We start from the raw sequence: 21128 nt of genomic DNA, 5'->3' as shown, positions 1-21128 counted from the left end.
TTCTCCTTGATACTTCATAGATATCCTCTCCTTAACGGTTCAGTTTGAAATTATTACCGAGATATAGTTTACGCGCATCAGGATCATTCGCAAGATAATCGGCATCACCGGTTTTCAGGATATTGCCCTCAAACAGCAAATACGCGCGATCGGTTATGGAAAGCGTTTCATGAACATTGTGATCTGTGATCAAAACGCCAATGCCGCGTTGCTGCAGACCGGATACAATATTCTGAATATCTTCGACGGCAATGGGATCCACTCCGGCAAATGGCTCGTCCAGTAAAATAAATTTTGGATCCGTTGCAAGCGCGCGGCAGATTTCAACACGTCTCCTTTCGCCGCCGGACAGGGTTGAGGCTTTGTTTTTGGCCAGATGTGTAATATTCAAATCCTGCATCAGGGAATCTGCTTTTTCCCGCCGCTGCTGTCGGTTTAACGGCAATGTCTCTAATATAGCAAACAAATTATCCTCTACAGATAATTTCCGAAAAACTGAAGCTTCCTGAGCCAAATACGAAATACCTTTGCGGGCGCGTTTGTACATCGGCAGTTTGGTGATATCCTCGCCGCTGAAATAAATGTGGCCCTGATTGGGCCGAATCATGCCCACAATCATATAAAACGTCGTGGTCTTGCCGGCGCCATTGGGGCCCAACAGCCCGACGGTCTCTCCACGGCGAATATTGATGCTCACATCATTGACAACCCGTCGTTTGCCGTATATTTTAACCAGATGCCTGCTTTCCAGGACATCAGTTTTGCTGTCATGTTTTATCATGGTGTCTCTTCCAAAACCCTGTACTGATTCAGCTTTTCCAGCATCTCATCTTCCAGACGACCCTGGGTTTGCTTCGGATGAAACTCTCCGTTCGAAACTCCGGGATCGCTGAACAAATGTACCTTGCTCAGTTCATTTCCGGAAAATTTAATCTTTAACAGATCGCCGAGCGCCTTGTTCACACCGTTTTCACGTCCTTCATCAATCACATGATAATAGCTGGTTGCCTGGCGTCTGACAATGATCGAATCGATCGCTTCATCTGTAATATATACTTTCATATCACCTCCGGTGAGCAGATCATAGGGTACGCGGGTTTGAATGGCCGAGTCCACTGCCGTCACAGCAACCGCATTGTTCAGAATATCGGCAGATATGAGTTCAGAATCCTGCAACTGCAGTAAAATGGTTTCACCGGTTAAATAATCTTTATCCTGCCAAACGCGGGGGACCGGACGCAGGGTAACCCGTTCGGACTCTGTAAAATACTCAAGCGTATCGCAGCGTGCCGTCATAGTGCCGCGCTGCATGCGAACATCGCCTGTAATCAATAGTGTATCACCGTTATGGAACATTTCAAACCGGGTGCCGTGGATGTACAGCGTATCCGCATTGCTCGTATCCGCCTGTGAAAAAACCGGATTTCCTGTACACAGCGCATACCCGCGAGGCTGCTCATATACAGCAGCCTCGCAGCGAATGTGCAGATCATTCGCTGTATCCGCCAATAGCACTTTCATCCGGGCCTCGGCTCTGTCACTCGATCGGTCATAAGAAATGGATTTCGCCGTCAAAATCTTGGAAACTTCCGCTAATCGCGCGTTGCCGTCCAGGACAAACAGATCGCGCGGACGATAGAATGTCAGTCGTCTGCCGGTCAGCTGTTTGACCGAGTCCTTGTAAAAAACATTGCCCTGCAGCACCGATTTACCGGATTCAACAAACTGAATCGCGCGCTCGCAGGTCAACACAGCATCGCCCTGACGAAACTTTACATTACCGACCAGCTCGCGCACCGTCTCATTCACATCCGGGCGGCCTCGGGCCATATCCGCATGCACCAGCGATAGCCGGTTATCAGGCGTCTGTGCCCATAGCTCTTGACAAAGAACAATCAAACTCAATGTTACAATGAACCATCGATTTGCAGTCATTGCATCAACCCCGGCTCTGTAACTGTATCTATTTTCGTTGAATCCTCATCCGGACTCTTTTCACGCTGAATGCTCAAATCCATAGGCTTGTGATAAACACCGTCATGGGGGTTGATAATCTGCCAGCGGCTCAATTGCGCATCGGATTCAAATCCTTTTCCTGACAGTGTGTCACCGTCCAGGGTTGTTACTTTGACATCAACATTCGAATAAATGCGGTCCGCTTGCTGATCGTAAACCAGTTCCTGCGTATACAGCGAAATACCGCTGTCCGAATGCACCTCCACATGACCAAGCGCCCTGACGTTCATGTTGGATTCATGAAATCTGCCGCTGTCCGACGTCAGCCGGGATGTATGTTCGCCTTTTTGATAAAAATCGATCTCTACACCGTCTTTGAACATAGCCAGCGCCTGATCCGCATACCGCTGCATATAGCCGGCCTGGATGATGGCATTCAGTTGACCCTGATTGGTGGCCTTGACTCGAAAATTCCACATTTCCTGGTCCGGAACTTTTTTTTGTCTCGCGCTGCCGATCCCGGATGATTCGTCGCGTGAACAGCCGGAAAAGCTGATTAAAAAAAGACCGGCGATCAAAAACATATATTGTTTATAACAGTACATCATAACTTTCCAATGCCGGATTCTAAAAGATCATGCAAATGCACCATGCCCACGGGCCTGTTTTGAGCATTAACCACAATAATCTGCATAATATTGTGCTGACTCATTATTTCAAACGCTGTACGGGCCAAAGTGCCCACAGATACGGTTTTGGGTGATGGATGCATAATATCACGCGCCCGACTTTGCTTAATGTCCATATCACGCACCCACAAACGCCTCAGGTCACCGTCGGTAATAATCCCGACACAGACTCCGTTTTTATCCACCACACAGGTACCGCCAAACCGCTTGGTTGACATTTCCAACACCACCTGCCGCAAGTCGGCATCATCATGAACCACCGGAATAAAATCGTTGGTAAACATGATTTCATCAATTTTTATAAACTGTTTACCGACCGATCCGCCGGGATGCAGGAATGCAAAATCTTCGCGGTTGAAATTGCGTTGTTTCACCAGAGCCACGGCCAGCGCATCGCCCATGGCCAGCATGGCCGATGTACTGGCTGTGGGAGCCAGGTCATTGGGACAGGCTTCATTTTCAACACCGACATCCAGCACAATATCACTGCGTTCCGCCAGCGCGGATCGGAGATTGCCGGTCATGGTTATGATCACCACACCCAGCTTTTTCAAAACAGGAACAATAGCGCTGATTTCATCGGTATTGCCGCTTTTGGACAGACAAAGCACAACATCAGTTTGCGTAACCATCCCGAGGTCTCCATGACTGGCATCCGCCGGATGCAGAAAAAAAGCGGGGGTTCCGGTACTGGACAGAGTGGCAGCGACTTTTTTCCCGATCAATCCGGATTTGCCGATACCCGTAACAATTACCCGGCCGCTGCAAGCCAACATTGTGTTCACAGACTCTACAAATTCATCACCGATTCGTTCAGTCAGGAGTGCAATGGACCGGCTCTCTATATCAAAAACCGTTTTTGCGCTTTGCAGGATGCTGTCTGCATTGGTCTGAACATTTTGCATTGCTTTATTCAAATTCTGCTCTCAATTCATCAAATCGTTTAATCTGCAACAAAAGAGATTCAAGTTTTTCTAAAGGCCACATACTGGCCGCGTCGCACAAGGCTTCACCACAGTTCGGATGGGTTTCGATAAACACAGCTTCGCATCCTGCGGCCACGGCAGCGCGCGTCAACGCCGGAACAAATTCAGGGTTTCCGCCCGCCGGATCGCTTGAAGAAATCCCGTAAACCCGAATCGCATGAGTGGGGTCAATGACCACCGGATATCCCAGCGCCCGCATCATGGGCAGAGATCGCATATCCACCACCAGATTATGATAACCGAAAAACGTGCCGCGTTCGGTCAGTAATATATTTTCATTGCCTTCAAATTCTATTTTTTTGATCACATTTTTCATATCTTCCGGATGCAGAAACTGCCCCTTTTTTATATTGACCGGTTTGCCCGTCCGGGCCGCTGCTACAGTCAGGGTGGTCTGCATGCAAAGATAGGCCGGGATCTGGAGCACATCCAGCACCTCGGCCGCCGGCTCTGCCATATGCTCATGATGGATATCGGAAACAACAGGGATGGAAAATTCTTTTTTAACCTCCTGTAAAATCTTTAATCCTTTTTCGAGTCCGGGACCCTGATAGCTCCGGGATGAGGAACGGTTGTCCTTGAGAAATGAGGATTTGAAAATAAACGGAAATTTCAGTTTATCCGCCAGTGTTTTAATTCCTTCAGCCGCTTTAAAAACAGTATCCCGATCTTCTATGACACACGGTCCGGCAATCAAGGCAATCGGTTGATTTGGGCCTATTTTAATTTTTCCAATTTCAACGGTCTTCATTCATACCCTCTTCTTCAATGTCCATATCACTCAGGATGGCTTTATGCTCGATCGCGGCATTAATAAAATCACGGAACAGCGGATGCGTATCCAGAACACGTGATTTCAGCTCCGGATGAAACTGAACACCCACAAACCAGGGATGGTCTTTAAGCTCTATGACTTCTACCAGCTTGGTTTTTGGATTTATACCTGAAATGACCAGTCCCTGCTCTTTCAGCTGATCGACATAGTCTTTATTCACTTCATATCGGTGCCGATGGCGTTCAGATATATTTAGCTTGCCATAGGCTTTATGTGCTATGGTTCCCTTACTCAGCAGACATTCCCAGGCGCCCAGCCGCATAGTGCCGCCCATATCCGTGACATCGATTTGAGTTTCCATCAAATCGATAACCGGATGCGGAGTATCCGGATTAAATTCCGTGCTGTGCGCATCTTCAAGTCCGCACTTGTTACGGGCAAATTCAATTACCGCGGTCTGCAGTCCCAGGCATAACCCCAAAAATGGAACAGAATGAGTACGCGAATACTCAATGGCTGCAATTTTGCCTTCTACTCCCCGGTCACCAAATCCGCCGGGAATCAGCAGGCCGTGTATATCATTAAAATATTCGGCAAGTCTGGACGTATCCAGATTATCCGATTCAATCCAGGTCAATTCAACGCGGGCGTCATTATCGACTCCGGCGTGAACAAACGCCTCAATGATGGATTTATAGGCATCTTTCAGTTCAGTATATTTACCACAGATCCCGATTTTTACATAGCGGGACGGATCATTGACTTTGTGTACAAATTTTTTCCAGCCGGACAAGTCAGATTCCCGAATCGGTAAGGCCAGCCGCGATGCGACTTTATCGCCCACCCCGTTCTTCTCATAGAGAAGCGGAATTTTATAGATAGAATCAGCATCCCGTGCCTCGATCACCATCTCTGAAGGGACCGAGCAGAACAAAGCGATCTTGTCGCGGGCTGCTTCTTCAAGCGGCTTTTCCGTCCGGCATAACAGCATATCCGGCTGCAAACCGATCTCCCGCAGTTTGGTTACCGAGTGTTGAGTGGGCTTGGTTTTCATCTCTCCGGATGCGGAAATATATGGAATCAGGGTTAAATGAATAATCATCACATTCTTGTGCGATTGCTCCAGAATGAACTGCCGGATAGCTTCGAGAAACGGCAAGCCCTCAATATCACCCACAGTACCGCCCACTTCAACCATAACCACATCAAACTCATGATTAGCGGAAAGCGACAGGACACGCCGTTTGATCTCGTCGGTGATATGCGGGATCACCTGTACGGTCTTGCCCAGATATTCGCCTTTGCGCTCCCGCCGGATGATGGTCTGATAGATTTGACCGGTGGTCGCATTATTAAGCCGGCTCATATTGGTATGGATAAACCGTTCATAATGCCCCAGATCGAGATCGGTTTCAACACCATCATCAGTCACATACACCTCACCATGCTGATAGGGACTCATCGTACCGGGATCCACATTCAGGTAAGGATCAAGTTTCGCAATGGTCACCCGAAAACCGCGCGATTTTAACAACCGCCCGATCGAGGCTGCAGCAATTCCTTTGCCCAGAGAAGACACCACACCGCCTGTGACAAAAATGTATTTGGTTAATCTCGCATTCATGATTTCAACTCTTTGTTAACGCGTTCAAGGTCATCCGGAACATCAACGCATATCGGCTTGAAATCTCCAATACCGATTTTAATCGTATACCCGTTTTCCAGGGCGCGCAGCTGCTCCAGCTTTTCAACTTGTTCCAGCTTTGATTCTCTTAAATGTTTATAATTCAACAAAAAACTGCGTCTGTACGCATACATCCCAATATGAATATAATAAGGATACGCATTCAGCCAATCGGAACGCTCACGTATATCGCGGGCATAGGGAACAATTGAACGTGAGAAATATAATGCGCGATGCTGATGATCGAAAACAACCCGCACCATATTCGGATTTTCCAGATCCTGCACATCTGATGCTTGACAGACAAGCGTTGCCATATCAGCTTGTTTATCCCCGGCCAGCGTCTGCGCCAGCAGATCAACGGCCTGAGGTTCGACCAACGGCTCATCACCCTGAACATTGATTATTATATCGCTGGAAAGTTCAGCAGCGACGACCGCGGCCCGGTCACTTCCGGAAGCACAGTCAGAAGGAGTCATCCTGACCTGTCCGCCGAAATTCTGCACAACCCGTTCAATACGCTCATCATCCGTCGCCACAATCACCTGATCGACGTATTCCGCCCGGCGGGTGCGCTCGTACACCCATTGAATCATAGGTTTTCCCTGAATATCCGCAAGCGGCTTGCCCGGAAACCGGGTAGATGCATAACGGGCAGGAATAATAGCGGTAATCTGCATCAGCCGATAACCTTGGGAACACTGAAATAACCATGCTTTTGACGCGGCGCATTTTTCAATGCCTCTTCCTGAGACAAGCCGGGCCGGCATTCATCCTCGCGCATGACATTGGTCAGATTCAAAGGATTATATGTCGGCGCAACACCTTTTGTATCAAGTTCATTTAGTTTTTCGATAAACGACAAAATCTGATTAAACTGATGAACAAATTTTTTCTTTTCCTGTTCTGTGAATGACAATTTTGCCAAACCAGCTATGTACTCTACATCTTTGATTGAAACTGACATATGATCTCCTGTTTAAAAAATAATATAAAAGTTCAGCAAACAAGAGTCAAGTTAAAAGTACTTAATTTGGCATAATTTTTGTTGAGTTCTGCTTCCCCTAAATTTTCCACACCTTCTCAGATATTTCCCAAACTCAGGTCTCCGTAAAGTTTAATCACATTGCCGTCCCGCTGCAGATTGAGTTCGCGGTTCGGGAAATAATCCGGCAACAGCTCGCGTATTTTTTCCATCGCATCTTTTTCAATCGCTTCCCGGGTTTCCTGATCTACGGTCTCCAAAGTTACAATTTTGATATCAATCGCATATCCTCTTCCATGCTGCGACCCCAGTCCAAGACTAAAATTAGATGTAACGCTGAACACGCCATCGTGAGACACGCTCGAGGTTTGACCATGTGGCGGACGGGCCGGATGACGTCTAAAATCATTACCATACTTTTCTTCAAGATAGTGATCCACATTGATTATGAGATTATAGAGTTTTTTTTCCCATTGAGACAGTGAATGATGTTTCAAATCTCCTCCTGTTCTTGTTGCTGCGCAATCATCGTAATTTCTCCCTGGTTTACCAACATAATTCCCGACAGGTATTATTTCCTCAGACCAGTCGGAATTCATTAAAAATGAAATCCCAGGTTCAGATAAAAGGTTTCTTGTTGTTTGTTGGTTCGCCCATAGGCCAGCGAAAAAGGCCCTACCGGGGTTTCAATATCCACACTGGCGCCATACCCGAATATAAAGTCCTGGGAAGTTATTTCTTCAAGTTCATCCCAGGAGCCGCCCAAGTCATAACGCAACGAGACATAAAACGGAAACATAGCCAATTTTAGGAAGCGGCAGCGATATCCCATACTGGCTTTGAACAAATATCGTCCCCACATCTGTCCCTGATGCAGTCCGTAAAAAGAATCATAGCCACCGATTCTGAATTGTTCAGAATAAGGGGTGGTGCGATCACTGATCCCCCAATGCAGCAGAGGATTGAATGTATGCCGTTTAAAGAATGTCCGATAACCTGATAATTGATTTTCGACCTTGTTATACGATTTGTCAGCACCCAGCATAAATCCTGAGGAGGCTTCATATGAAAAGATATGATAGGTACCTGACCGGGGAAACGGAAGTTGATCGCGGGTATCAATCGTGGTTTTAAAGCCAATGGTATTAATTGTCATATTGCCGCGGTCATAGCCGCTGCCGCGTAAACTGTCCAGATCAATTTCTTCAAACCGCAAATATCCGGAAATGGTTCCGAATCGGGCTATCTGCTGTCCCATTTGCAGCACAATACCGGCGGACTCGCGTTGATATTTTCCCACTTGTTTGAGCATTCGGTAGGACTTATGCTCAGACCGGTCATAATGCATATCCAATTGAGCGGTCAAATAGGTCTTAAAAATACGGTCTGCACGGAATTGAAACGAGGTATTAAAATCAATCATACCATACTGCAAATGAAAAACCGCATCATTTCCCAGGCCGCCTACGTTTTCATCAGAAAACTCTACAAATGCTTTGGTATATCGTTCAGACCCATATCGCAATCCCAGGCGCAGATTTTGAGGCTGAGATTCATGTGTATATATTTTTAGATCATACAGGTCCTGATTTTGCTTCCAACCCAGCAGGACGGAATGAAACAAATTGGTTGCATATATATTATCGATACCGGCTTCGGCTCTGGGTTTTTGAAAGATATCACCAGAGTTTAACAGAAATTCCCGGGATAGAATATAATTTCGGGTCGTCAAATTACCGATATAGCGTATATCCCCTATCCGTCCTTCGCTAACGGTAATCTCTGCAAATCCGGTTTGCGGATTAAGTTCGACAGAATCAATACGTGCCAAAGAATAGCCCTGCATTCTGTAAATGCGCAGGACATCATCCAATGCCTTGTCAAGTTGTTCAGAATAAACAGGTTGTCGCAGCAAGGGCTGAAAAGGCTCCAGTAAAACAGAGTCACTAATCACATGATTATCCAGGAAAATCACCCGGGACAACAAAGTAGACTCTCGTATTTTAAAGTTCAGTACCGTGTCCTGTTTACAAATCAATAGTTGCGCATCTATTTTTTGTGCGTTATTTTCCTTATTTAATGCACTCAGAACAGAATAAAGAGAATCCACGGCCAATGGACTTTGAAGTGCGGGTATGGATTTTATCCCGTTGGTTTCAACTTTGGAAAACTCTAATTTAGGCCCGGCATGCAGAAGAGAATCAATCATTTTGAGAGCGCGTTTACGTCCAATCAGGTAGAGAGAATCGAGTGCATTGTATTGAGTGGATATAAATTCAAGATCACTGAAATCGATCACATGATCCGCTTTTTTCAATTGCTCTTTGTTCAAAGATTTTTGCATAATTGTTGTGACTTGATCAGCAATTTCCCAGGGGGCATTTATTTTATCACGGGGACGAAGCGGAGATGTAGAGTTGACGGCAATGACAATATCAGCGCCGGACTTTCTGGTTTGCACAACAGGTATATTGCACGAAATACCGCCGTCAATCAGGATAGTGCTGTCTCTTTTAACTGGAGAAAAGAGCAATGGAATGGCGATGGAAGAGCGCACAGTTTGCACCAGATCGCCCTCCTGAATGAGTACTTCCCGGCCATTGAGCATATCGGTTGCCAGAATGGCAAGAGGAGGTTTCAGTTTTCTGAAATCATACTCATGATACGGAGCGTTGAGTAGAAAATCTGTGAGAATCTTGGTAATTTGTTGACCGGCTGAAAACGCTTCAGGAACGATCGGTTTAAAGTGTTTCATGGGTATACTGAGCAAGGCGCGATCTTTTTCGTTTTTTTCACCGAGAAAAAGCGAGCTGCGCTCGGGTTTGTCCTGAAACACACGGCTCCAATCCACAGAATGCACAAGCTGCATAATTTCCTTCGGCGTATATCCCGAACAGTAGAGAGCCCCTACAGCAGCGCCGATACTGGTCCCGACGATCATATCCACTTTGATATTATATTCATCAAACACATCGAGAACACCGATTTGCGCGACTCCCCGAATTCCGCCACCGCTGAGTGCCAGGCCAATGGTTGGAGACCCGGTAGAATCTGCTTTTAAAGCAGAATCATTGGTCACTTGAAATTCATCAGCTTTAAATTGTTGGATCACCTGCTCAGCTTCAACACAGGTGTAGGCAACAAAGACGAAAAATAAAAAGATTATTAAACGTACATAGTGCATGTAAAATCAGCAAATTATTGTCTGAATAATTAATGGAATATACGTAAATAACAGAAAAAGGATTCGAATACAAACAAAAAAAGCCTTCCGGCAAAGGCCAGAAGGCTTGATATTTAAAACCAGGCAGCGACCTACTCTCCCGTCTCGTCTCCAAGACAGTACCATCGGCGCTGGAAAGCTTAACTTCCGAGTTCGGAATGGGATCGGGTGGTGCCTTTCCGCTCTGACCACCTGGATTTTTTCATTACAATATGATAGTTGAAAGCACAAATATAATCTGCTGCAGCGATAAATAATTGGTCAAGTCGCTCGGACGATTAGTATCACTCGGCTAAACACATTACTGTGCGTACACCTGTGACCTATCAACCTTGTCGTCTTCAAGGGTCCTTCAGTTCCGATTGATCGGAAGGGATATCTAATCTTGAGGAGGGCTTCGTGCTTAGATGCTTTCAGCGCTTATCCCGTCCGAACATAGCTACCCAGCAGTGCCGCTGGAGCGACAACTGGTACACTAGAGGTTCGTCCACTCCGGTCCTCTCGTACTAGGAGCAGACCCTCGCAAATATCCTTCGCCCACGACAGATAGGGACCGAACTGTCTCACGACGTTCTAAACCCAGCTCACGTACCGCTTTAATTGGCGAACAGCCAAACCCTTGGGACCTTGTACAGCCCCAGGATGCGATGAGCCGACATCGAGGTGCCAAACCGCGCCGTCGATATGAACTCTTGGGCGCGATAAGCCTGTTATCCCCGGAGTACCTTTTATCCTTTGAGCGACGGCTTATCCACTCAAAACCGCCGGATCACTAAGCCCTGGTTTCCCATCTGCTCGACCTGTCTGTCTCGCAGTTAAGCTCCCTTATGCCTTTACACTCTGCGCACGATTACCGTCCGTGCTGAGGGAACCTTTGGGAGCCTCCGTTACTCTTTTGGAGGCGACCGCCCCAGTCAAACTACCCTCCTAGCATGGTCCCCAACCCGGTTCACGGGCCCAGGTTAGGATTCCAACAGAACAAGGGTGGTATTTCAACAGTGACTCCCCATGAACTGGCGCCCATGGTTCACAGTCTCCCACCTATCCTACACATGCAATGCCAAAACCCAATGCTAAGATATAGTAAAGGTTCACGGGGTCTTTCCGTCCCGTCGCGGGTAGCCGGCATCTTCACCGGCACTACAATTTCACCGAGCCTCTGGTTGAGACAGTGCCCAAGTCGTTGCACCATTCGTGCAGGTCGGAACTTACCCGACAAGGAATTTCGCTACCTTAGGACCGTTATAGTTACGGCCGCCGTTTACTGGGGCTTCAGTTCAAAGCTTCTCGCAGATAAATCCGCAATAACTCATCCCCTTAACCTTCCAGCACCGGGCAGGTGTCAGTCCCTATACAGCGTCTTACGACTTGGCAGAGACCTGTGTTTTTAGTAAACAGTCGCCCAGGCCTGGTCACTGCGACCACGTTCTCTTTCACTCGTAAAGAGCTTCCAATACTTGTGGCACTCCTTCTCCCGAAGTTACGGAGCTATTTTGCCTAGTTCCTTAACCAGAGATCACTCGAGCACCTTAGAATCCTCATCCCGTCTACCTGTGTTGGTTTGCGGTACGGACACCTATATAACTCACATAGTGGGTTTTCTTGACAGTATGTTTACGGCCAGTTTATGGGACCTAGTCCCTCCCATTCGTGTCTCGGCCTTAGACAGGCGGATTTGCCTACCTGTCCAGCCTACGCACTTAGACCGGCTATCCACTATCCGGATGGCCTTTCACTCCTGTGTCACCACATAGCTCGAACATTATATCGGTGGTACGGGAATTTTTGCCCGTTTCCCATCAGCTACGCCCTTCGGCCTCGCCTTAGGACCCGACTAACCCTGAGAAGATTAACTTTACTCAGGAAACCTTAGACTTTCGGTGTAGAGGTTTCTCACCTCTATTATCGCTACTCATGCTGGCATACTCACTTCTGATACCTCCAGGTAATCTCACAATTACCCTTCTACAGCATACAGAACGCTCCCCTACCTATCAACCTTACGGTCGATACCGCAGCTTCGGCTCCAGACTTAGTCCCGTACATTTTCGGCGCAAAATCACTTGACCAGTGAGCTATTACGCACTCTTTAAATGAATGGCTGCTTCTAAGCCAACATCCTGGTTGTCTGGGCAATCTCACATCCTTTTACACTTAGCCTGAAATTGGGGACCTTAGCCGACGGTCTGGGTTGTTTCCCTCTCGGATCAGAAGCTTATCCCACTGACCCTGACTCCTGTGAAAAATATGACGGCATTCGGAGTTTGGTTGGGGGCAGTACCCTGGGTAGGGCCCTAACCCATCCAGTGCTCTACCTCCGTCACTCTTATCACAAGGCTAACCCTAAAGCTATTTCGGGGAGAACAAGCTATCTCCGGGTTTGATTGGCCTTTCACCCCTATCCACATCTCATCCCCCAGATTTTCAACTCTGGTGGGTGCGGACCTCCACGCAGTCTTACCTGCGCTTCATCCTGGACATGGATAGATCACCCGGCTTCGCGTCTACCGCACGTTACTAATCGCCCTATTAAGACTCGCTTTCGCTTCGGCTCCTGTGCTGAACACATTAACCTCGCAACGCACGCGTAACTCGCCAGCTCATTATACAAAAGGCACGCCGTCATTCGCCAGTTGGCGAACTCCGACTGCTTGTAAGCATATGGTTTCAGGTACTATTTCACTCCGGGCCACCGGTACTTTTCACCTTTCCCTCACGGTACTAGTTCACTATCGGTCACAAGTGAGTATTTAGCCTTGGATGGTGGTCCACCCAGCTTCACGCGGGGTTCCTCGTGTCCCGCGCTACTCGGGAGTATATCGTTTAGTTGTCGTCATTTCGCGTACAGGACTATCACCTTCTATGGTCTGACTTTCCAGACAACTTCCACTATGACAACGCTTAAACATACGATATATCCCACAACCCCGACTCACATCAGCAAGCCGGTTTAGGCTCCTTCCCGTTCGCTCGCCGCTACTAGGAAAATCTCGATTGATTTCTCTTCCTGCAGGTACTTAGATGTTTCAGTTTCCTGCGTTCGCTCTGTACTGCCTATAGATTCAGCAGCCAGTGTTAAGGTATTAGCCTTAACGGGTTGCCCCATTCGGAAATCCCCGGTTCTGCAGTCGTTTGCACCTACCCGAGGCTTATCGCAGCTTACCACGTCCTTCTTCGCCTTCTTGTGCCTAGGCATCCGCCATATGCTCTTAATAACTTGACCAAATATCTACTACCCGCAGCAGATTATATTTGGCTCTCTACTATCATATTGTCAAAGAACAAACTGACGCTTGTCAGCTGTGTGGGCCTAACTGGAATTGAACCAGTGACCTCACGCTTATCAGGCGTGCGCTCTAACCAGCGAGCTATAGGCCCTTTGTAATTGAACCTATAAACCAACCAGTGATCTTCCCGACTACTCGGGGCGCTCTAACCAGCTGAGCTATAGGCCCTTTTTAATTGAACCTATAAACCAACCAGTGATCTTCCCGACTACTCGGCGCTCTAACCAGCTGAGCTATAGGCCCTTTTTAATTGAACCTATAAACCAACCAGTGATCTTCCCGACTACTCGGGGCGCTCTAACCAGCTGAGCTATAGGCCCTTTTTAATTGAACCTATAAACCAACCAGTGATCTTCCCGACTACTCGGGACGCTCTAACCAGCTGAGCTATAGGCCCTTTTTAATTGAACCTATAAACCAACCAGTGATCTTCCCGACTACTCGGGACGCTCTAACCAGCTGAGCTATAGGCCCGAGAAACTCAAAACCTTTTATCACGAATGATTAAAAGGTCATAACTTTCAAACAACCCAAGTTCAACCAGCGGCACTCCTGGTCCATTGGACCTTGCAAACCCTGGTTCAACCAGCGGTTTAATTAAAAACAAGTGAACGTACGGTCAAGTCAAAAAGGTTTGGGTTCTCCTTAGAAAGGAGGTGATCCAGCCGCACCTTCCGATACGGCTACCTTGTTACGACTTCGCCCCAGTTATCGGTCTCACCTTCGACGGCTCCCTTCCCGATAAATCGAGATTAGGCCACCGGCTTCGGGCACTACCGACTTCCATGGCGTGACGGGCGGTGTGTACAAGGCCCGGGAACGTATTCACCGCGGCATGCTGATCCGCGATTACTAGCGATTCCAACTTCATGAAGTCGAGTTGCAGACTCCAATCCGAACTGAGATCGGTTTTAAGGGATTCGCTTCACCATCGCGGCGTCGCTGCCCGTTGTACCGACCATTGTAGCACGTGTGTAGCCCTGGACGTAAGGGCCATGAGGACTTGACGTCATCCCCACCTTCCTCCACGTTCGCCGTGGCAGTCTCCCTTAGAGTTCCCAGCTTTACCTGATGGCAACTAAGGGCAAGGGTTGCGCTCGTTGCGGGACTTAACCCAACATCTCACGACACGAGCTGACGACAGCCATGCAGCACCTCTACTAGTGTCCCGAAGGAAAAATTGCTTTCACAATCTGTCACCAGCAGTTCAAGCCCAGGTAAGGTTCTTCGCGTTGCATCGAATTAAACCACATGCTCCACCGCTTGTGCGGGCCCCCGTCAATTCCTTTGAGTTTCAACCTTGCGGTCGTACTCCCCAGGCGGGGCACTTAATGCGTTAGCTCCGGCGCTGAAGCTCAAGGCTCCAACACCTAGTGCCCATCGTTTACTGCGTGGACTACCAGGGTATCTAATCCTGTTCGCTACCCACGCTTTCGCGCCTCAGTGTCAGTTTCGGGCCAGGAAGCCGCCTTCGCCACCGGTGTTCTTCCTGATATCTACGCATTTCACCGCTACACCAGGAATTCCGCTTCCCTCTCCCGTACTCAAGAATAACAGTATCCAAGGCAAACTTGAGGTTAAGCCTCAAGCTTCCACCTCAGACTGATTATCCCACCTACGCGCCCTTTACGCCCAATGATTCCGGACAACGCTTGCCCCCCCCGTGTTACCGCGGCTGCTGGCACGGAGTTAGCCGGGGCTTCCTCTGGAGGTACCGTCAATCAAATACCCTGTTCGAATATCTGACCTTCGTCCCTCCTAACAGTGGTTTACACTCCGAAAAGCTTCTTCCCACACGCGGCGTTGCTGCGTCAGGCTTTCGCCCATTGCGCAAGATTCCTCACTGCTGCCTCCCGTAGGAGTCTGGGCCGTATCTCAGTCCCAGTGTGGCCGATCGCCCTCTCAGGCCGGCTACCCATCGTCGCCTTGGTGAGCCGTTACCTCACCAACTAGCTAATGAGACGCAGGTCCATCTATAAGCACGAGCTTCTCCGAGAGGCCCGCTTTAACATTAAATATAGTATAGCTTAATGCCACATCCCGTATTAGCACCGCGTTAGCAGTGTTATCCAAAACTTATAGGCAGGTTACCTACGCGTTACTCACCCGTCCGCCAGTTTACTGGTACCGCCGAAGCAGTACGGTCTCCTTGACTTGCATGTGTTAAGCACGCCGCCAGCGTTCGTCCTGAGCCAGGATCAAACCCTTCGTTGTTGATTGATTCAATTCCTGTGCTCCAAACTCAATTTGTGCTTGGGTCCGCACGCTCACTTTTCAAAGAACATTACTACTCAAATCTATTACTCACTTTGCTGTCCCGCTGTATCCCGTATTCCTCGTCCCGTTTCTTCCTTATTAGCAAAGCCTTATAAGATATACATTTTTTTTCCAATTGTCAAGCGTTTTGTTCATCCTTTTGAACTTTTTCGCCTCTTCCTGAATCTAATCCGCTTCACAATCACCCGGTCAGCTACTCCCGTTCCTGTACCGGGCTCATAAAGATACACTTTTTTCGCTCTTTTGCAAGAGATTTTTATAAAATCGTTGAATTATTTTTAAGCAATCTTTACAATGCCCTTATCGAGCAAGTAATTAACGACTTTATCAGCGCTTTGTTCCAAATCCAGTTTGGATGTGTCAATTTCGATCTCGGGACTTTCCGGTTCTTCATACGGCGCAGAGATACCGGTAAATTCTTTGATCTCTCCGGACCTGGCTTTTTTATAAAGTCCTTTGGGATCACGCTCCTCAGCCACATCAAGCGGTACCTTGACAAATACTTCTATAAACTCGCCATCAGGACGCAACTCGCGCGCTTTGTCTCTGTCTTTCCGGTAAGGGGAAATAAATGCTGTCATGGTGATCAGACCGCTGTCCGCAAACAAAGAAGCCACTTCCCCAATCCGGCGTATATTTTCTTCACGGTCTTCCGGGCTGAATCCTAAATTCTTGTTGAGACCATGACGAATATTATCACCATCAAGAACATAGGTCAGATTCCCGTTCGAGTATAATTTTTTCTCGACGGCATGTGCAAGGGTTGATTTTCCAGACCCGGAGAGACCGGTAAACCAGATCACAACACCTTTTTGCTTTATTAATTTTTCCCGGTCTGCTTTATAAATATCCGCTTGATGCCAGGTAATATTGGTTGCTTTTTGTTCAGTCATAAATGAACTCTCCTGCTATTTCAATGATTGATAATAGTCCATCAATATATCCACTACCTCGGGCCGGCTGAATTCTTTCGGAGGACGCTCTCCGTTCGCCAGCATTTCACGCAATGCGGTTCCGCTGATTAACACACGGTCATCTTTCCCATGGGGACAGGTCTTCATAGAGGCCATACCATCACATTTGTGACACCAAAAGGTCCAGTCGATTTTCAGTGGTTTGATCTTGAGCTCATCTTTGCTGAATTCATCAAAAATAGACTGGGCATCGAACGGCCCATAGTAATTTCCAACTCCGGCATGATCACGACCGATCACAAGATGGCTGCATCCGTAATTCTGACGGAATACAGCATGCAGCACCGCTTCCCGTGGGCCTCCATAACGCATTTCCATAGGGTAAACGCGAAGAATTACCCGGTCTGTCGGGTAGTAATTTTCCAAAAGCACATTGTAACACTTCATACGCGTTTCAGCCGGAATATCTCCGGGTTTAAGCTTCCCGACCGAACGGATGAATCAGCAGACCGTCACTGACTTCCAGTGCAATTTTGGTGCAATACTCGTGTGAACGGTGCAGCGGATTGCGAGTCTGGAATCCGGCCACAGTTGACCAACCCTGTTCTTCAAACGCCGCACGGGTTTCAGCCGGACGTGCATAGTATTCACCGTAGGCCTGCGGATACATGCCTTCGGACAAAGCCTTGACCGTCCCACCCAGCAATATCTCATGCTGAGCATATACCTTGGCCACACCAGGATGCCGTTCATCTTCAGTCCGGAAAACCTGTCTGGCTTCTTCCTTCTTGTCATAGCCATACTTTTCTTCAACCTGCAATGTTCCCATCAACTCATCGCTTTCACCATCTAAAAGAGCAACTTTATCTCCTTCGCTGATGGTGTCTGCCTGCTCTTTCGACACGGATAGAGTAATCGGTATGGGCCACACTGTTCCGTCAGCCAAATGCATGTCCCGAACCACACCTTTATAATCCTTTTCACGCATAAATCCATTCAGTGGACTGAATGCACCGACTGCCAGCATAATAAGATCCGAGGTTTCTCTCGATGTCATGCGTACAACCGGAAGCGATTCCGCCTGTTTCTTTTCCGCGGCAAGCTCATCACCGGTCAACAACAACGGTTTCAGAGCGCCACCATGAGGAGCTACTAGACTCATATCCATCTCCTTTTTGTCAATTATGATATTTATTTCAAAGTAAAAACAACAAATATTCAATCGTCACATAATTTCAATAAAGATTGTGTCATTCCCGATACTCTTGAAATACAGACTATAAATATCGGTATTTTTTTGCAAAATAACAATAATCATCTTTTCATAAAAAGGAGAGATAGAAATCAGGCGCCAAACAACAGCATTGTTGGCGCCTGTACAAAAGCCGTCTATTCGCTTTCAGCCACCATCTTTTCAGCCTCCATAGCCGATTTGCACCCGCTTCCCGCAGCTGTTATGGCCTGACGATAGATATCATCCTGCACATCACCACAGGCAAAAACACCCCGTATGTTGGTATGGGTTCGTTCATTGGTTTTGACGGTTCCGGATTCGTTCAAATCAACCTGCCCCTCAAACAAATCCGTATTGGGAATATGACCGATAAAAATAAAAACACCGTCCACGTCAAAATCAGTCAACTCGTCCGTTTTCTTGTTTCGCAGTTTTAAATGTGAAACTCCCTGATCTCCGACAATTTCCTCAACCACGGTATCCCAAATAAAATCCACTTTTTCATTCTTGAAAGCACGTTCCTGCAGTATCGGATCAGCGCGCAGCTGATCACGGCGGTGTATGATGGTCACCTTGTCGGCAAAGCGAGTAAGAAACAATCCCTCATCCAGGGCGCTATCTCCCCCCCCAATGACTGCTACGTGCTTGTCTTTAAAAAAGAAACCATCACACGTTGCGCAATAGGACACGCCCTTTCCCGTCAATTCTTTCTCCCCGGGAACATCCAGTTTTCGCGGGTCCGATCCTGTGGCAATGATCACCGTTTGGGTTTCATATTTTTCGTTGGCTGTTTCTACTCTTTTAATATCACCCTTGAGATCAACCCTGGTTACATCTTCGTACAGTACAGTTGCACCGAATTTTTGTGCCTGCTCTTCGAATTTCTGATACATCTCCATTCCGCCAATCCCTTCCGGAAAACCCGGATAGTTTTCCAAATCATCAGTTAACGTAACCTGTCCGCCCCGATCCGTCCCGGATATGACGAGGGGCTCCATATTGGCGCGGGCAGCATAGATTGCCGCCGTGAGTCCGGCCGGACCGGAGCCAATGATAATCACTTTTTTCATAATTTCCTCCAACTCTTTCTTTTTTTCATTCGTTAAATAGGATGGGTTCGTCAGGAGAAAGATTCAACTATTTGATCAGAGCGGATAATTTTTTAAATTTTTCCGTACCCGCTTTTACCAGCCATTCGAAAAGAACTGATTCACTGGTGGTCACCGTAATCTTTTCCTGCTGCATTCTCTGCAACGCGGTAGAGTGATCAATGTCGAAACGTGAACCAACAGCATCTCTTACCACACAGACCTGAAATCCATTATGCTTTAAATCAAAAGCCGATTGCAAAACACAGACATGCGTTTCGATACCAACCAAAACGATTTGTCTGAACGAACTGGTTTTTAATGCATGAACCAGATCAGCATTCATACAGATGGAAAAACCGGTTTTTTCGAATCGCGGGGCATCATGACAATGAACCGCAAGCTGCTCGATGGTCGGCCCGAGACCTTTTGGATATTGTTCTGTGTACCACAATGGAATACCCAAAACCTTGCAGCCTTCAAGGAGCCGCTCTGCTCTATCGGCAATTTTCACAGAATCCGGCATGACACGAAACAGCTTTTCCTGTATATCAATGACAAGGAGCAGCGAATAATCCGGGTTAAGTAATTTTGGATGTCGATTCATAAAACCCCCATACGAGGTTATTTGATATCCAGGACTTTATAAGTGATGGTTCCGGCAGGAACCTGGATTTCTACAGAATCTTTAACTTTTTTTCCAACCAGAGCTTTTCCGACCGGAGAATCAATAGAAATGGCATCCAATTCACTGGTGATAAATTCAGCCGAAGGCACCAGTTCGTATTCTATTTCTTCTTCATGCTGCGTATCAAGTACCTTAACCCGGCTTCCAATCCGAACAACCGGATTTTTCTGCATCTCCTGAGTTATAACCCGGGCGCGCGACAATGTATCTTCCAGACGAGCGATTTTAGCCTCAATTAATGCCTGACGTTCTTTGGCGGCCGCATATTCGGCGTTTTCTTTCAAATCACCGTGATCACGAGCTTCTTCGATATCATTGATCACCTGCTTCCGATCCACACTTTTCAGCTGCTTGAGTTCCTTGTTCAATTTTTCAAACTGTTCCTTTGACAAATACATTGCCTTCATAAATAAACCTCGTTCTATTTGAGAATGGTACGATTCATCTGTTTGAGATTGTGATCAAAAAAAACGAACCGAATCGCCGGTGACGATTCGGTTCGTTGTATACAAACTAATAAAAAACCGCCATAAAGTCAAGACCTTTATAGAAATACAAGCTGTAAATGTCCGTTTCGGACTCCTTTACAGGGTTTTCAGTATTCATGTGAATTTTAGCAGATAAATTTGCACGTTTTGTCAGCCGAACTTTATTTTTAAAATGGAAGCGTGGATATTCGCTGCGGAACCCCGGACAGATCGATGCGGATGGCCCCTCGCCGCTTATGCAGCAAATTGGGGCAAAGAGAGAAAAAATGATGAATGACTAGTACTTGACATTGTACACTGTCCTTGATTTCCTGCCCGAAAATCCGTATAATAAAATCAAAAAAGGAAAGTCAATATGTATGTCGCCATTCTCGCTGACAGTCACGATAATCTTCCGCAACTCGAAAAAGCCGTGACATGGTGTAATAAACATGAGATTGAACATGTCCTGCACGCCGGGGACCTGATCGCGCCGTTTGTTTATCGGGTCATGAAAAAACTCGAGATGCCGTACACAATTGTGTTCGGAAATAATGATGGCGAACGCACCGGCTTGTCCAATACCTTCAAGGGAAATATTTTCCCCCCTCCGCATAGCCTGCAGCTCGATGACAAAAAAATTGCGATGCTGCATGAACCGGACTCCCTGGAAGATCTGATAAAAACAGGACAATATGATCTCATCGTCTATGGCCACACACACGCAATCGATATCCAGACCGAAAAGAACCCCCTGATTATCAATCCCGGGGAGATCGGTGGCTGGCTCAACGGCCGCAGTACGATGGCAGTATGGAACACTCAAAACAATAATGTTCAAATTATTGACCTGAATGTTTAAGATTCCGCTTGCA

General features: G+C 47.3%; 15 protein-coding genes, 1 tRNA gene, 3 rRNA genes and 1 pseudogene. 1 reads left to right on the top strand and 19 read right to left on the bottom strand.

The genetic code is table 11. The features are described 5' to 3' along the window. Nucleotides 1-31: 31 nt before the first annotated feature. From lptB to greA, 19 genes and pseudogenes are all read right to left on the bottom strand, one after another. Nucleotides 32-781, bottom strand: coding sequence for an LPS export ABC transporter ATP-binding protein (gene lptB / locus U5R06_08570; GenBank protein MDZ7722848.1), 750 nt, complete (start codon nt 779-781; stop codon nt 32-34). Next, nucleotides 778-1935, bottom strand: coding sequence for an OstA-like protein (locus U5R06_08565; protein MDZ7722847.1), 1158 nt, complete (start codon nt 1933-1935; stop codon nt 778-780). The genes lptB and U5R06_08565 overlap by 4 nt, the downstream gene beginning before the upstream one ends. Beyond that, nucleotides 1932-2564, bottom strand: coding sequence for an LPS export ABC transporter periplasmic protein LptC (gene lptC / locus U5R06_08560; protein ID MDZ7722846.1), 633 nt, complete (start codon nt 2562-2564; stop codon nt 1932-1934). Before lptC ends, U5R06_08565 begins: the two co-directional genes overlap by 4 nt. Continuing rightward, nucleotides 2561-3562: a KpsF/GutQ family sugar-phosphate isomerase gene (locus U5R06_08555; GenBank protein MDZ7722845.1), complete on the bottom strand. Its 1002-nt coding sequence runs from the start codon at nt 3560-3562 to the stop codon at nt 2561-2563. Before U5R06_08555 ends, lptC begins: the two co-directional genes overlap by 4 nt. Beyond that, nucleotides 3555-4382, bottom strand: coding sequence for a 3-deoxy-8-phosphooctulonate synthase (gene kdsA / locus U5R06_08550; GenBank protein MDZ7722844.1), 828 nt, complete (start codon nt 4380-4382; stop codon nt 3555-3557). The genes U5R06_08555 and kdsA overlap by 8 nt, the downstream gene beginning before the upstream one ends. Beyond that, nucleotides 4369-6030, bottom strand: a complete 1662-nt coding sequence (locus tag U5R06_08545; GenBank protein ID MDZ7722843.1) for a CTP synthase — start codon at nt 6028-6030, stop codon at nt 4369-4371. The genes kdsA and U5R06_08545 overlap by 14 nt, the downstream gene beginning before the upstream one ends. Then, nucleotides 6027-6770, bottom strand: coding sequence for a 3-deoxy-manno-octulosonate cytidylyltransferase (gene kdsB / locus U5R06_08540; protein MDZ7722842.1), 744 nt, complete (start codon nt 6768-6770; stop codon nt 6027-6029). The genes U5R06_08545 and kdsB overlap by 4 nt, the downstream gene beginning before the upstream one ends. Next, nucleotides 6770-7057: an Asp-tRNA(Asn)/Glu-tRNA(Gln) amidotransferase subunit GatC gene (gene gatC, locus U5R06_08535; protein ID MDZ7722841.1), complete on the bottom strand. Its 288-nt coding sequence runs from the start codon at nt 7055-7057 to the stop codon at nt 6770-6772. Before gatC ends, kdsB begins: the two co-directional genes overlap by 1 nt. A 116-nt stretch (nt 7058-7173) precedes the next feature. After that, nucleotides 7174-7572, bottom strand: coding sequence for a hypothetical protein (locus tag U5R06_08530; protein MDZ7722840.1), 399 nt, complete (start codon nt 7570-7572; stop codon nt 7174-7176). A gap of 101 nt (nt 7573-7673) precedes the next feature. Then, nucleotides 7674-10259 carry a patatin-like phospholipase family protein gene (locus U5R06_08525; protein MDZ7722839.1) on the bottom strand — a complete coding sequence of 862 codons (2586 nt, stop codon included), beginning with the start codon at nt 10257-10259 and terminating at the stop codon, nt 7674-7676. A gap of 118 nt (nt 10260-10377) precedes the next feature. After that, nucleotides 10378-10494, bottom strand: a 5S ribosomal RNA gene (gene rrf, locus U5R06_08520). A gap of 61 nt (nt 10495-10555) precedes the next feature. Then, nucleotides 10556-13521, bottom strand: a 23S ribosomal RNA gene (locus U5R06_08515). 82 nt (nt 13522-13603) lie between these two features. Then, a tRNA-Ile gene (locus tag U5R06_08510) sits at nt 13604-13676 on the bottom strand. A 558-nt stretch (nt 13677-14234) separates the two neighbouring features. Next, nucleotides 14235-15799: ribosomal RNA gene (locus tag U5R06_08505) — 16S ribosomal RNA — on the bottom strand. The 16S, 23S and 5S rRNA genes sit together here with 1 tRNA gene alongside, the layout of an rRNA operon. Nucleotides 15800-16140: 341 nt before the next feature. Beyond that, the gene (gene cysC, locus U5R06_08500) at nt 16141-16755 is read right to left on the bottom strand and encodes an adenylyl-sulfate kinase (protein ID MDZ7722838.1); all 615 of its coding nucleotides are present in this window, start codon (nt 16753-16755) and stop codon (nt 16141-16143) included. Between the two features lie 15 nt (nt 16756-16770). Continuing rightward, nucleotides 16771-17938, bottom strand: a pseudogene (gene sat / locus U5R06_08495) (sulfate adenylyltransferase). A 227-nt stretch (nt 17939-18165) separates the two neighbouring features. Next, complete coding sequence (trxB, locus tag U5R06_08490) at nt 18166-19080, bottom strand: thioredoxin-disulfide reductase (GenBank protein ID MDZ7722837.1); 915 nt, start codon at nt 19078-19080, stop codon at nt 18166-18168. 67 nt (nt 19081-19147) lie between these two features. Then, complete coding sequence (locus U5R06_08485; GenBank protein MDZ7722836.1) at nt 19148-19705, bottom strand: hydrolase; 558 nt, start codon at nt 19703-19705, stop codon at nt 19148-19150. A gap of 17 nt (nt 19706-19722) precedes the next feature. After that, nucleotides 19723-20193 (bottom strand): transcription elongation factor GreA, encoded by a 471-nt coding sequence (gene greA, locus U5R06_08480; protein MDZ7722835.1) that lies wholly within the window; start codon nt 20191-20193, stop codon nt 19723-19725. Between the two features lie 436 nt (nt 20194-20629). On the opposite strand from greA, the gene U5R06_08475 reads away from it, so the two are divergent. Then, a complete protein-coding gene (locus tag U5R06_08475; protein ID MDZ7722834.1) occupies nt 20630-21115 on the top strand; it encodes a metallophosphoesterase in 486 nt (161 codons plus the stop codon). Nucleotides 21116-21128 lie beyond the last annotated feature (13 nt).

Source organism: candidate division KSB1 bacterium (assembly GCA_034521575.1).
Classification (GTDB): Bacteria; Zhuqueibacterota; Zhuqueibacteria; order Residuimicrobiales; family Krinioviventaceae; genus JAXHMJ01.
Note: the sequence above shows the minus strand (reverse complement) of the source record. Positions and strands in the feature narration are given on the sequence as shown.

Excerpts from the sequence above, each read along its gene's own strand:
- lptB (MDZ7722848.1), bottom strand. The coding sequence starts at position 781 with ATGATAAAACATGACAGCAAAACTGATGTCCTGGAAAGCAGGCATCTG.
- U5R06_08565 (MDZ7722847.1), bottom strand. The coding sequence starts at position 1,935 with ATGACTGCAAATCGATGGTTCATTGTAACATTGAGTTTGATTGTTCTT.
- lptC (MDZ7722846.1), bottom strand. The coding sequence starts at position 2,564 with ATGATGTACTGTTATAAACAATATATGTTTTTGATCGCCGGTCTTTTT.
- kdsA (MDZ7722844.1), bottom strand. The coding sequence starts at position 4,382 with ATGAAGACCGTTGAAATTGGAAAAATTAAAATAGGCCCAAATCAACCG.
- U5R06_08545 (MDZ7722843.1), bottom strand. The coding sequence starts at position 6,030 with ATGAATGCGAGATTAACCAAATACATTTTTGTCACAGGCGGTGTGGTG.
- kdsB (MDZ7722842.1), bottom strand. The coding sequence starts at position 6,770 with ATGCAGATTACCGCTATTATTCCTGCCCGTTATGCATCTACCCGGTTT.
- gatC (MDZ7722841.1), bottom strand. The coding sequence starts at position 7,057 with ATGTCAGTTTCAATCAAAGATGTAGAGTACATAGCTGGTTTGGCAAAA.
- U5R06_08525 (MDZ7722839.1), bottom strand. The coding sequence starts at position 10,259 with ATGCACTATGTACGTTTAATAATCTTTTTATTTTTCGTCTTTGTTGCC.
- cysC (MDZ7722838.1), bottom strand. The coding sequence starts at position 16,755 with ATGACTGAACAAAAAGCAACCAATATTACCTGGCATCAAGCGGATATT.
- trxB (MDZ7722837.1), bottom strand. The coding sequence starts at position 19,080 with ATGAAAAAAGTGATTATCATTGGCTCCGGTCCGGCCGGACTCACGGCG.
- U5R06_08485 (MDZ7722836.1), bottom strand. The coding sequence starts at position 19,705 with ATGAATCGACATCCAAAATTACTTAACCCGGATTATTCGCTGCTCCTT.
- greA (MDZ7722835.1), bottom strand. The coding sequence starts at position 20,193 with ATGAAGGCAATGTATTTGTCAAAGGAACAGTTTGAAAAATTGAACAAG.
- U5R06_08475 (MDZ7722834.1), top strand. The coding sequence starts at position 20,630 with ATGTATGTCGCCATTCTCGCTGACAGTCACGATAATCTTCCGCAACTC.